This window comes from Paenibacillus terrigena DSM 21567, assembly GCF_000374845.1.
Classification (GTDB): Bacteria; Bacillota; Bacilli; order Paenibacillales; family Paenibacillaceae; genus Paenibacillus_K; species Paenibacillus_K terrigena.
Genome location: NZ_KB895412.1, coordinates 255765 through 268324, shown reverse-complemented (window position 1 = coordinate 268324; position 12560 = coordinate 255765). Strand labels below are relative to the sequence as shown.

General features: G+C 49.8%; 14 protein-coding genes and 1 pseudogene. 2 read left to right on the top strand and 13 right to left on the bottom strand.

Annotated features, from left to right (window positions below; translation table 11 throughout):
* Positions 1-80 precede the first annotated feature (80 nt).
* From C558_RS0101285 to C558_RS0101235, 11 genes are all read right to left on the bottom strand, one after another.
* Positions 81-1316: an ABC transporter permease gene (locus C558_RS0101285; protein ID WP_018754398.1), complete on the bottom strand. Its 1236-nt coding sequence runs from the start codon at positions 1314-1316 to the stop codon at positions 81-83.
* Between the two features lie 25 nt (positions 1317-1341).
* The gene (locus tag C558_RS0101280; RefSeq protein WP_018754397.1) at positions 1342-2040 is read right to left on the bottom strand and encodes an ABC transporter ATP-binding protein; all 699 of its coding nucleotides are present in this window, start codon (positions 2038-2040) and stop codon (positions 1342-1344) included.
* A gap of 138 nt (positions 2041-2178) precedes the next feature.
* Positions 2179-3096 (bottom strand): esterase/lipase family protein, encoded by a 918-nt coding sequence (locus C558_RS0101275; protein ID WP_026263666.1) that lies wholly within the window; start codon positions 3094-3096, stop codon positions 2179-2181.
* Positions 3097-3273: 177 nt separating this feature from the next.
* A complete protein-coding gene (locus C558_RS0101270; protein WP_018754395.1) occupies positions 3274-3615 on the bottom strand; it encodes a DUF1801 domain-containing protein in 342 nt (113 codons plus the stop codon).
* A 15-nt stretch (positions 3616-3630) separates the two neighbouring features.
* On the bottom strand, positions 3631-4068 hold the full coding sequence (locus C558_RS0101265; protein ID WP_018754394.1) for a YciI family protein: 438 nt from the start codon (positions 4066-4068) through the stop codon (positions 3631-3633).
* Between the two features lie 114 nt (positions 4069-4182).
* Entirely contained in the window at positions 4183-5448 is a 1266-nt protein-coding gene (locus C558_RS0101260; protein WP_018754393.1) for an RNA polymerase sigma factor, read from the bottom strand.
* Complete coding sequence (locus C558_RS0101255) at positions 5445-5879, bottom strand: YciI family protein (protein WP_018754392.1); 435 nt, start codon at positions 5877-5879, stop codon at positions 5445-5447. The genes C558_RS0101260 and C558_RS0101255 overlap by 4 nt, the downstream gene beginning before the upstream one ends.
* Before the next feature lie 105 nt (positions 5880-5984).
* The gene (locus tag C558_RS0101250) at positions 5985-6785 is read right to left on the bottom strand and encodes an alpha/beta fold hydrolase (RefSeq protein WP_018754391.1); all 801 of its coding nucleotides are present in this window, start codon (positions 6783-6785) and stop codon (positions 5985-5987) included.
* 105 nt (positions 6786-6890) lie between these two features.
* Positions 6891-7376 (bottom strand): anthrone oxygenase family protein, encoded by a 486-nt coding sequence (locus C558_RS0101245; protein ID WP_018754390.1) that lies wholly within the window; start codon positions 7374-7376, stop codon positions 6891-6893.
* A gap of 112 nt (positions 7377-7488) precedes the next feature.
* The gene (locus C558_RS0101240; RefSeq protein WP_169445265.1) at positions 7489-8430 is read right to left on the bottom strand and encodes a phosphotransferase family protein; all 942 of its coding nucleotides are present in this window, start codon (positions 8428-8430) and stop codon (positions 7489-7491) included.
* A gap of 29 nt (positions 8431-8459) precedes the next feature.
* Positions 8460-9413 (bottom strand): helix-turn-helix transcriptional regulator, encoded by a 954-nt coding sequence (locus C558_RS0101235; RefSeq protein WP_018754388.1) that lies wholly within the window; start codon positions 9411-9413, stop codon positions 8460-8462.
* A gap of 151 nt (positions 9414-9564) precedes the next feature.
* Between C558_RS0101235 and C558_RS0101230 the strand changes: the two genes are divergently transcribed.
* Positions 9565-9981: a VOC family protein gene (locus C558_RS0101230; protein ID WP_018754387.1), complete on the top strand. Its 417-nt coding sequence runs from the start codon at positions 9565-9567 to the stop codon at positions 9979-9981.
* A 260-nt stretch (positions 9982-10241) separates the two neighbouring features.
* A pseudogene (locus C558_RS30125) lies at positions 10242-11287 on the top strand (LLM class flavin-dependent oxidoreductase).
* Positions 11288-11478: 191 nt separating this feature from the next.
* Here the strand turns inward: C558_RS30125 and C558_RS0101220 are convergent.
* The gene (locus tag C558_RS0101220; protein ID WP_018754385.1) at positions 11479-11835 is read right to left on the bottom strand and encodes a nucleotide excision repair endonuclease; all 357 of its coding nucleotides are present in this window, start codon (positions 11833-11835) and stop codon (positions 11479-11481) included.
* Between the two features lie 76 nt (positions 11836-11911).
* Positions 11912-12499, bottom strand: coding sequence for an NAD(P)H-dependent oxidoreductase (locus C558_RS0101215; protein ID WP_018754384.1), 588 nt, complete (start codon positions 12497-12499; stop codon positions 11912-11914).
* Positions 12500-12560: the final 61 nt, after the last annotated feature.

Here is a 12560-nt window from a genome sequence, read left to right as displayed (position 1 = left end):
TCCTTATTGGACGACAAGCGTATCTTCGGAAATATAAGAACAATTTATCGGTGAAACTTATAAATTCTTATATTTGAACATTATTTGCGAATATCGATCGCACCGATCGTCTGTACGATGATCCAGCCGAACAACGCACTTGCAGGAAGCGCGAAGATCCCGCCCCACACCCCTTGGATCAATAGTCCGGTAATCAGACCGAGTACCAAGGTGAGCGGCAGCATCATGCCGTATACCGCGATCGGTTTGGCCGCCTGGAGGTCCTCCTCCCGCCAACGAAACATTTTGACATACGCCGATTTCACGAAATCATTCCAGTCGCCCTGCATCCAATACCAGATTAACAAGATTAACCCTACGTACACAATGATCTTGATCGTCGCAGGGGTCAGTAACACAGCAACAAGACCTGCACCTAGAAACTGGAGCATCGTCTTTAATTGCAAATTCGATCGGTATACGGATTTGATCGCGAGTTCGGCCACCACCATATGCGGCTTGCGGGAAGAGAACACATGATTCGAATGGCGGAACAACATCGGTCTGCGCATCCGAAACCATGGGGACTTCTCCAAAGTATTATTCAACAGCAACCCTGTCAACCGCATCCGCTGCTTGCCCTCTACGATGATGTCCTGTTCGAAAGCATTCACGCGCTGTATACGTGACCGCATGAATATCACGATGATTGCCGCCACCAGCACTGCACACCCAAACAGCAGCCATGTTAGCTGATTACATCGAAGAGCAAGCAGCACATACAATGCGCCGCCAGCCGCGGTCACGCCCCATTTAATCAACCAGCGCCGCCAGCCTGAGAACGATATCTGGATGCGATTATTTATGAAGGACCATAGAATTGAATAACATAGATGGAACAGGAGGAGTCCTGTCCACGCCGTCCACGTCCATCCGAAGGAACGGATCCCGATCGGCAGCACCGTCACGTAGGCCAAGACACTGATGATTGCATCCAGCGCCATACTGTAGAGACACCCAACCCGAGTTAGCGTGTGTGCCCAATTTTCTTTTTGCCGAAGAAATAAGACGTCCGCTTCTTGCACCAGCACGCGGATATTCCCTCTTCTCGCACAGAGGAATAAGAGGGCCGCCACTACAGATGCTGGCATATATTCAATCCAAACGGGGAATGCGTCCGTCCACAATGAACGATATCCGATAATCGCGAAAAAAATGCCTGGTATAATCAAGTACAGCATAACGGTCCAGTCCACTGCACTCCGCAGCGCTTTATATTGATAGACCGCTTCTTCTCTTAGCCGTCTCGTCGCTAGTTGCTTCGCATTGATGCGCATGCCTGTTCACCCTACTCTCTCTCACTCAAGTTAAAGCATCGAAACAATCGAGCAGCGTGCCATCAGGCAATCCGCTCTGTGCCTGAATCTCGGCAAGTGTGCCACTCGCAACGACTCTCCCCTGGTCGACCATGACGAAGGAGCTGCAGATCCGCTCGGCCGTATCAAGTACATGAGTCGACATCAACACGCCCGCACCGCGTTCCCGCTCCAAATCCAGCATGCGGAGGAAATCCTTCGTCGCTCTCGGATCCAGCCCGACGAAGGGCTCGTCCACGATGTAGACATCCGGCTCGGTTAAGAAGCCGATGACGAGCATCATTTTCTGCTGCATGCCTTTGGAGAAGCTGGCTGGGAGCTGATGCTTCACATCTTGTAGCCGGAATTGCCGCAGCATCTCATTCGCTCGCCGTTCGAATATGTCCACTGGGAGATCATAGGCCGCAGCAGCCAGCTCTAAATGCTCCCACAGCGTCATCGCATCATACATAATCGGTTTCTCCGGAATATAACCGTAGGACTGCTGCGGTCCTGTGAATCGGATCTCGCCTTTACAATGCTTCAGTAAGCCCATTAAGCTCTTCATCGTCGTACTCTTGCCCGCGCCGTTCGGTCCGATCAATCCTACCAATTCACCGGGTTTCACTTCGAACTGAATCCCATGAATTTTCGGCTCGTGGACTTCGTAACCCGCTTCGATAATATCCACTTCTAACACTGTCATGCTCGTCCGCCCCCTTCATTACCTGCTATCCTTTTCATTTTAACGCAAAAACGCGAACGACGACACGCGAGACACAACAAAGACACTAGCGCCTCATACTCACTCTAGTGTCTTTGAGCCCAATTCGCCTATCTCCACTCAAATCAACTTCGAGCGAAGAATGAACTCACTTCGCAATAACACCTGCATATGATTGCCTTCAACGAGATGTTTGTCGCCCTCCAGCACAAATACGCTGCTCACCATGGCATTCCCGTCACCCGCATCACTATTGATCGTACGCCAGACGGAGGCGCCATGAGGCTCCCCATTATTCATCGATCCTTGCACCATGCGAAGAAATTGCACGGTACGAGTCCCAATCCCTGCGATTAATGTCACCCGGATTCCGCGATGGTAAATAATTGAACGACCCGCATTCAATCGATCGAGGAAAGCATTCTGTATCTGCATCGTGCGATAAGGAACGAACCGCATCGCATTGTCACAGCCAATGACAAGGTAATCGCCATAGTCCTTGGCAGGTACGAATTCATGCAAGCTCGGAAACAACGTATGTACGGCTTCGAGCGGATTCTCCGGGTTGTCATGCTTCAAATTATCCAAGTAACTGTTCATGGCCATGGTAACAATATTCTCAGATGCCTCCCAATCAGACTCTAGTGTCCCCCCGGTCCAGTAGCGATAATTGGACGGCGATCCTGCATTGGGCGTACATAACAGGATGAGCTGGTCTACATCGTCCTGATAATGCCTGCTCTGAACATAACCTCTCGCGACCAATCCCCCCATACTGTGACAGATGAGATGGACACGAGCTGCTCCCGTTACACGTCTGGCTTTGTTCAAGACAGGCATAAGATACGTATCCACGATATCGGGAATACGCTGCCGCCAATCGTAGTAGGCGATGAACAAATCAACATGTAATTGATAACCCATTTGCTGCAGCAATTGAATGAACGGTTCGTAGAATGGAATAATGGTACTGCTCATTGATCCGAACATCCCTGGGACAAAGACGAGGGGTGTCCGGTTCGTGCGACGGATCGGCATGTTCCACCAACTTTTTCTACAAACTGTATTGCTTTCACTCTTATGCTTATGCCTTCTCTATCTCATGAATTCGTTCGTCTTTCGCCTCTTTGACGTAAAAAAGAACCGCCCCAAGCACATGTGTGCTGCAAGGAACAGTCCTTCTCCTACCTGACAACCTAAACCTGATATTCACAATCAAAGTACGCTCGATGCTTGGCTGACCCATGACGCGAGCTGCCCGGAATCCACCGTATCCCCTTTGCGCAGCTTCAAGGTCTTTCTTTCTGGCGGGCCATCGAACATTCCCTCTGGAAGCTCCAGGTCCATAGCATGGAAAATCGTAAAGCTAACCGCATCCTTGGAGGTCGAGATCACAGCGGCATATTTGCCGTTTTTCAGAAAATGGGGCTTCTTATACTGCATGCGCTCCTGCACTTCCGGTATCGCCTGATGCACAATCTGACGCAAATTCGTGGACAGTTCTCCCTGCCATGGTTCTTTTAACGCTTCGATAAAGTCGGTGATTTCCTGATTCATCTTGTATATGCCCCTTTAATTATATTTTTTTAACATGCTCCGTTGGTCTTCTAAATCATCTTCCATTGCCAGAATCCGGGGGTTCCTTGGCGTGTGCCGATTCTCTTCGAGCTTGCGCACCTCGATTTCAAATGCCACAGGCCCATAAGGGGCCGGCATCCGGCGCGCCCAATCGATCGCTTCCTCTTCAGAACACACATCAATTAGCGTATACCCGGCAATGAGCCCTTGATCTACCGGAAAAGGTCCAGCCGTTACTTCAGGCTCTCCACCATGTACCGGATACCCGATTCGAAGCCCGGTGGCACTCGGCTGAAGCTCTTCGTCCGCGAGGAGCACACCGGCTCTAGCCAACGATTTCATATAAGCTATCCTCGCCTCATCATATGCCTGACTATGCTTCACACCCGCCTCTGAGTATGCTGTCGTCTTGATTATCAACATAAATCGCATTATCGTTTTCCTCCTAATCGAAAGATGATCTAGGTCAGCGGCAAGCTGCCGAATCTCTTCCTCTATGAAGTCGACGAACGGGAAACGAGGTAATCGACATGGTGGCTAAAAAAATTATTTCGATACGTCAGACGCGCATTCGGCAGCTCGATCTCGCAGCAATTCCTGCTCCCTTGCATTCCGAGTCATGGACGCCGCCCGTTCAAACTCCACACGAGCTTCATCGAGCCGCCCTAACTTCACCAGTAGATCGCCGCGCACACTCGGCAGCAGATGGTAGCCCTTCAAGGAAGGTTCAGCGCTTAGCCCATCAACAATCTGCAGGCCGAAGTCCGGACCGAACGCCATGGAAATAGCAACTGCCCGGTTTAGTTCAACAATCGGCGATGGTGATACCCGAGACAGCGCTTCGTATAAGGCTGCAATCCGAATCCAGTTCGTCTCCGCTGCGGTAGGCGCCACGGCATGGCAAGCCGAAATCGCAGCCTGCAGCGCGTAAGGTCCGAGTGGACGTCCAGCCTTCTGACTGCGCTCGAGTGCCGCCAACCCGCGGCGAATCAATAATCGATCCCATTGCGCTCGGTTCTGATCCATGAGAAGCACAGGTTCTCCTGCCGCATTCACCCGAGTTCTGAACCGGGAGGATTGAATCTCCATTAAGGCAACCAGCCCATGTACCTCCGATTCCTGCGGTGCAATCTCGGCAAGAACGCGCCCGAGTCGAAGCGCCTCCTGACAGAGCAGCGGCCTGATCCAATGATCGCCAGAAGTTGCTGAATACCCTTCGTTGAACATCAGATAAATAACTTCAAGCACAGCGGCCAAGCGTTCCTTAAGCTCGTCCCCCACAGGCACCTCAAAAGGAACCTTCTCTGCATTCAGCGTTCTTTTCGCGCGCACAATACGCTGAGCAATCGTGGATTCAGCCGCAAGGAACGAGCGTGCGATTTCGTCCGTTGTCAGCCCGCACAGTAAACGCAGCGTCAAGGCAACTCTAGCGTCCTGCGATAACACGGAATGGCAGGTCATGAAGATCAGACGGAGGAGATCATCATGGATCTCCCCGTCTAGTGCAGCATCTATGTCTTCTTCAGTATACAAATCCATAGTGTGAGCCATCTCTACATATTTCTGGTCACGCACCTTGTTCCGGCGGAGCAGATCAATCGCGCGCCGCTTGGCCGTCGTCATTAACCAGGCACCCGGATTGTCTGGGATACCGATCTCCGGCCACCGTTCCAAGGCAATCACCAGCGCATCCTGGGCTAAATCCTCTGCGAGACCCACGTCTCTTACCATTCGCGTTAATCCCGCAATCAGCTTGGCAGATTCGATACGCCATATGGCATCAATGGTTCGCTGTGTATTCGCTACCGTCACGCTTGCTTCTGCTCCTCAAGCTGTTTGCGAAGCAACGCTTCCTTGGCCAACGTGTCAGGGTCGCTCATTAAGTCTTCGACTTCAAATACTTGTCTAAGCTCAACCTCACCCTGCCCAAAACCATGAGGGTCCGGCATACGCATCGCCCATTCAATCGCTTCTTCTCGGGATTTCACTTCGATCAGCGTATATCCCGCGATCATTTCCTTCGCCTCGGTGAACGGACCGTCCACCACTTTTGGCTTGCCTCCAGGCTCTGGATAGGAAATGCGAATACCGCTTGAGCTTGGCATGAGACCATCCGCAGCGAGCAGCACACCGGCCTTCACCAATTCCTCGTTGTATTTTTGCATCGCATCAATAAGCTCCTGACTAGGCATTACCCCTGCTTCCGAATCGGTTGTTGCTTTGACAATCATCATAAATCTCATGGCGATCTTCCTCCTCTAATGTGTTGAAGCTCCGTTTCTTACGAAAGCCGCTTCTATCTATACGACGAATGCGATTGGACCCAATCGACATCCAATATTATTTTTTCAAAAGAATGCTGTCAGCTCGGAGGCAATCATTGGCGCATTAAGCTTCTTGGTATGTCCGAGCCCTTTCTTGCTCCGCAGCTGTGCATTAGGCAGCACACCCGCCAGCGCCTGTGCACCGTGTCGCAGCTGAGTCGAACTCTCTGTGCCCTCGAGGATAACGATTGGCATCGTAGCGGCGGTCCACAGGTCAGCGGGCAGCGGCTTGCCGTCCATATATCCGTTAAGTAGAGCCGCGTCATAAGGGAGCGTGTGTGCCACGGCCATCAACTTCGACCATACCCCTGGCATTAGCCGCATCATACCGACCACAAACGAAGGCGCGCCCATGCCCTGCGTCATAAAATATTTGATCGCGTCCGCCCGGCGATTCGCAGCAATAAGCTCAGTCACGTGCTTGGCGAAATCACTCGGCGGCTTGTGGCCTGCCGCATCCACGACGAATGGCGGTTCATGCAGAGCCAGCTTCGTAATCTTCGCCCCGCTCGCTGCCGCTTGCAGCGCAAGGACCGCTCCGGATGACAATCCCCACACATAAGCCGAGCCGCCAGCTTCATCGATCATCGCTTGGAGATCTTCGATTTCACGCGCAGTATCGTATGTGGATGAATCACCGCTATCGCCACGACCGCGACGATCATAGTTATATACCGTGAATTGATCAGATAACAGCTTCGCCAGTTGTACCTGTCCCGGAAATTTACGATAGCTAAACGCTCCCGCTACCAGGATGAGTGATGGTCCGCGACCTGCTTTGTCATACGCGATTTTAGTTCCGTCCTTTGAAGTTGCTGTTAACATGGAAATGTCTCCTTTTCGATAGGGATTAACGTTGCATTTACTAGGACGACGAACGGACACTTCCGAAATCGACAGGTTCGCGATAATTTTTAGAAAAAAATATAATTAGGACTTCCAACGAAGCGCGATGATAAACAAAATAAGGGATCCAAGCGATGCGATCGTACGCACATGATTCCATGGCACCCAGCGGTCTAAGTAGGTACGCCATACATCAGCGCCAGCGGCACTATTCGGATCCACAGCAGCGAGTGCATCATTGAGCGGTACATTAAATACCATCGTTATCAATATGACACCAATCAGATAGAGTAGACTAGCTGCCAGAATTAGATTGGCACTGACGGTACCTAGTCGAAAGAAGGATGTAATCGCGAGGAAAATACACGCCAAGGCCGTACCGCCAAATACAAGCCCAAATAAGGGATTCAGAATGGTCAGGTTGATGGATTGCATCGCGCTAATGCCGTGTGACTTCGGTATCCGTTCTAGCGCCGTCATCACAAAGGTCGAGAATGCAAAAAACAAACCTGCCATCAACCCAGCACCCAATGCTGAGAAATACGTTAAGCTCAAGATCAATTTTTCCATGGTTCGCTGCCTCCTATAGACATCAAAATGTGTGATGTAAATCTATGAGGTCATCTCTAACTTACCATGAAATAAATGGAAATTATACGTCAAAAATAAATTATTTCATAGGTTACATTTGCGCTAGTAGTTGCTTCACTATACGGCTTAAGTGCTCGTGATAGCCGCCCCAAGGCCTTTTATACATCATGCCAAGCCTTCGAATCCCAATCCATAAAGCCCAGAGGTCAATTTCCGAATGATCATCGTTCGTAAGCATTCGCTCTTCGTGATACCCCGCCGCCAAAGCATCAAATCCTTGATAACGTTGGCCGTCATGTAACTTGAAATGTCCCAGATCATACAATGGGCTGCCCCCTTGTATTTCTCCAAAATCAATAATGCCTGTAAACCGGCCATCCTGCTGAAAAATATGGGAGTCATCAAAATCCCCATGGATTAATTTCGAAGAATGCCGAGTCATAAGATCGGTACCATCACCCAATATCCTCCTGATCCGAGAAGCTTCCTCCAGACTAATTACATGACCTGCTAATATTGATAAATCTTCGTCCAAAAATGCATGAATGACATCATAAAGGTTACTTTTCTCAGCCCGTAAAGTCATTTCAAGAGAAGCATCGCCTCTCACGATCCAACCGAATCCGTCGACGTCTACTTGATGAATTCGAGCGATCTGATGCCCTGCCTCCTTAAGGAGATTCTTATACCTATCGAAGGATGCGCAGCTACTTGCGTCTATACCCGGAATCTCTGTGACCAACATGATGGACATGCCCAGTATTTCATTGTGATGCTCAAAGTGGATCACTTCAGGAACTTGCACGTCTCTTCGTCTCAGCAACTGGTGCAAATGCACTTCTACGCCAAAGCTCAACTCTCTCTCCGGTAGAACGCGAAGATATAACACTCTACCCGCCGAATGAACACGATAAACATAGGTAGATACGCCACTGAGTACTCTTTCAACCGTGAAATCTGAGGAACGAAGACATTCCGATACAACTTGTTGAACACCCTCAAGGGATGGGGCCTCTTGTTTCATCCAATCCATTTCTCCTTTATCACTAAAATATATTTTCATCACCCGCCATATTGATCCACCAGTACGCTAAGCATCTGCCGAATACGGTCTACGAGCTCCTGCGGACGCTGCACTCTGGCATCTTGGCCAAGCCCAATGAAGAACTTCGCTAAGTATGGAATCTCACTGCGCGGGATCTCGCCTTCCATCGAACCCGCCCCATCCTCACGCTTACGAACATAAGGCGCTGACCAGATTTCGGCCTCACACAGCTCTACGCCTTCTTTACTGAGTTCCACAGCCAGTTCTATCTTCGGTTCTTCCAGACCCGGTGAATGATTCAAATCCATCGTATCTAGATTGAGTGAGCGGATGGATGGCAGCGGTTCAGTTGGCGAAGGAAGCACGTTATGAATCCGATCACAACGATAGACACGTATCGATTGATACGAGAACGTGTAAGCTGAGCAATACCAGAAGCCGTTTTTGGTATAAATGCCAATCGGTTGAACCTCGCGTTCCGACCTGCCGCCACGAGACTCATAATCGATGCTGAGCACCTTCTGTTGGACGGCAGCATCGAGCAGTAGAGCCAGATACGGAGATCCCGTCTGCCTCATCGGCGTGACGAAATCAACCCGAGACTTCATCTGATCGATCCGTGCCCGCACATCCTCCGGCATATAGTAATAGAACTTACCCAAGGCCGATGACGATTCCGTCTCGAAGGGCAGCGAGGTATAGTGGCGCAAAGCATGTGTCGCGAAAAAGATGGCAATCGCCTCTTCCTCCGTAAAAGCAATTGGCGGCAAAATTCTCTCCTTCAACACGCGATATCCGCCATGTGGCCCTACTTCCGAGTACAGAGGTACACCGAGTTCGCTTAATTCCTGCAAATCCCGAAGTACCGTCCGCTGCGAGATACCGAATTCTTGGGCGAGCTCCCTCACCGTGAACTTTCGCTTCTGATTGACGACCATCATCATTTCCATCAATCGTTTGGATTTCGGCATGATCTGCCCCCATTTTTATTAGAAAATTTTATTGCGTTGGAATAACCATGACAATAGTTGTCACTATTATGATCTACAATAAGATCAAAGTCCAGCAGCAATGCACCAGAGCTGGATCAAATCGATCACAAACATGAAGGAGCTGTTGAATATGTCTACACAAGTCAACCCATTTATACTACTGGACGGAACTGCCAAGGAAGCGATTCAATTCTATGAGCAAGCGTTAGGAGCTAAGGTTCTCTTCCAACAAACCTTTGGAGATGCACCGGAAGGTACGCTTCCTGCTGATGCCAAGGCGCGTATCGCACATTCGGTATTAAGCATCGATGAGGCGGTATTCTTCGTATCCGATAGTATCCCAGGCGATTCACTTGTGACTGGAAACCATGTAGGCATCTGCCTCTCGACGAGCGATGCGTCCACATCGCAGCAATTTTACGAAGCGTTGCAACAGGGAGGCAAAGTCGAGATGCCGCTGCAAGAAATTTATTTCAGCCCTGCGTATGGTGTGGTAACGGATAAATTCGGCGTCACGTTCCAGATCTTCACGAAAAGACCTCGTTAATGGATATGGAACAGCCCCTTCAACCTTTAGAGTTGAAGGGGCTGTTGTCATTCATGGAGCACAAAAAAAGCCATCCACCCCGGATGGCCCCCTGCTTGATATGGTGGGAATTTGCTCCCCCCATCGTGCATGCACACAACACCATGAGGGATCCACTTTTATTTTTGTTTTTAACTAACTTTACTTGAGTCACAATAAAAATTATAGTATAATAATCGTAATTAAGGGAGGCAGAGAACATGACCCAACCAACAAAACGAATGGAACTTGGTATCAGCACCTTTCTAGATGCAAGTCCAGATCCAGTGACCGGCGAAGCAATCAGCCATGCAGAACGGATGCGCCGTGCGGTCGAAGAAATCGTCCTCGCCGATCAAGTCGGTCTCGACGTCTATGGCATCGGTGAGCATCATCGCGCGAATTACGCGGCTTCTTCACCAGCTGTGATTCTCGCAGCCGCAGCTTCCACGACTAAGCATATCCGGCTCTCCAGTGCCGTTACCGTACTATCTTCAGCGGACCCGGTTCGCGTATATCAAGATTTCGCTACACTCGATGGACTCTCCAACGGCAGAGCTGAGATTATGGCGGGTCGTGGCTCATTTATTGAATCGTTCCCGCTCTTCGGCTATAGTCTGGAGGATTATGATGAGTTATTCGAAGAACATCTCGAGTTACTGCTAGCCGTTCGCGCATCGGAAAAGGTATCATGGCGCGGCGGTCATCGCCCAGCATTCGATAATCTCGGCATCTATCCAAGAGCTGTTCAAGAACCACTGCCTGTATGGATTGCCAGCGGCGGCACGCCAGAATCCGCAGTTCGCGCAGGAACACTCGGCCTGCCGATTACCTTCGCGATTATCGGCGGCATGCCGGAGCGGTTCGCTCCATTAGTCTCGCTCTATAAGGAAGCTGCAGCGCGGGCCGGTCACGATCCATCCAAGCTGCAGATCGCATCGCATTCGCACGGCTTTATTAGTGATACGAACGAGCAAGCCGCCGAATTGTATTACCCTTCCACGCATGCAGCCATGAACAAAATCGGTCGTGAACGCGGGTGGCCGCCGTATACGCGTGAATCCTTCGATGGTGCACGCAGCCTTCGGGGGCGCTCTATGTCGGGGATCCGGAATATGTCGCAGAGAAAATCGTTCTTTTACGCAAGAATCTTGGTCTGGATCGGTTCTTCCTACATGTCGATGTCGGCGCATTGCCTCACCGAGAAACCCTTCGTACCATTGAGTACCTCGGCACCAAGGTTGCGCCGATCGTACACAAGGAAATTGCCCGTATGGAGGCCAACTAACCGATCCTCATTCATCTATAACGATTGTGCACAATAAAATAAGGGACATTCACACATCATCGATTGATGACAGTGAATGTCCCTTTTATTTCCTCAGATCGCTTTTTAGCCATCGCCATCACCGATCCTCATCTTCGAAATCGATACACTCTATCTTATTCCGAGGAGAGGATTTGGAATGGACAGCTTTTCTACTTGTAGAAAACTTTGTCTACGTTGTATTTGGCTTGCAACGCATTAATAATATATGTCTCGTAGATTTCGCGATGAACCGCATCCTCCACCACGCAAACCTCAATCTTCGTTACTTCCTCGCGGTGTTCTTTGATCGGGGATACCGTGTCTTCGAAGTGCTTCTTGATCCGTGGTCTGAGCTTTCTTGCTTTCCCGACGAACAACAATTCATCCTTCGCATTGTAGAACATGAAGATCCCCCCCACCTCTCTCGAGATCAAATGGAAATCCGTAAATCCATAAATATGGCTTAGCTGCGGGTTGTCTTGCTTCAAAATTGTAACATCCGGTGTTGGAATGGTAATGTTGATCATCTACGTTCACTTCCTCATTCAATATAAGTGTAAATCTTATCATAGATTATCGAATGAATCCATGAAGATCAACGGCTTACCTCGCGACCGCTTTAAAATACCGATAAACCTTATCTAATTTCTCCGCATGCCGCCCCTTCGGGCTCTCCATATTCCCGAACTCGAAAAACTTCACAGGCTTGATCCCGACATAATGCAGCAGCGCTTTGCGCATTAATATTTTTTGGGCGTTATTGAGCCAGTACAGCGGATAGAATGTCGGTCCTTTCATGGTTGAAATACACACCGCCGACTTCCCCTTCAGCAACCCTTCAGGCAACATGCCGCCGGTATCGCGATACGCAAAGTTCGAAGAGAACATTTGGTCAATATAGCCGAGGAGCATCGCCGGAGGCCGTCCCCACCAGATCGGATAGACGAACACGATTTTATCAGCCCACTGGATCTGATCTCGATATTTCGCGAGCTTCGGATCGATATGCATATCTCGTCTGCGCTTCTCCTTATTAAAGACTAAGACAGGATTGAACCCCTCTTCATATAGATCAAGCGTCTGAATCTCGTCGATATTCGCGTTCTCGCTGCTGCCTTGGATCACTTGCTGCAAAAACGCATAACTTAAACTCTCGTGATTCGGATGCGTATAGATTACCAGTACTTTCATGGTCCCACCTCATTAGTTATCATTTGATAACTAGATGCTATCATGCACTTATTTAGTTGTC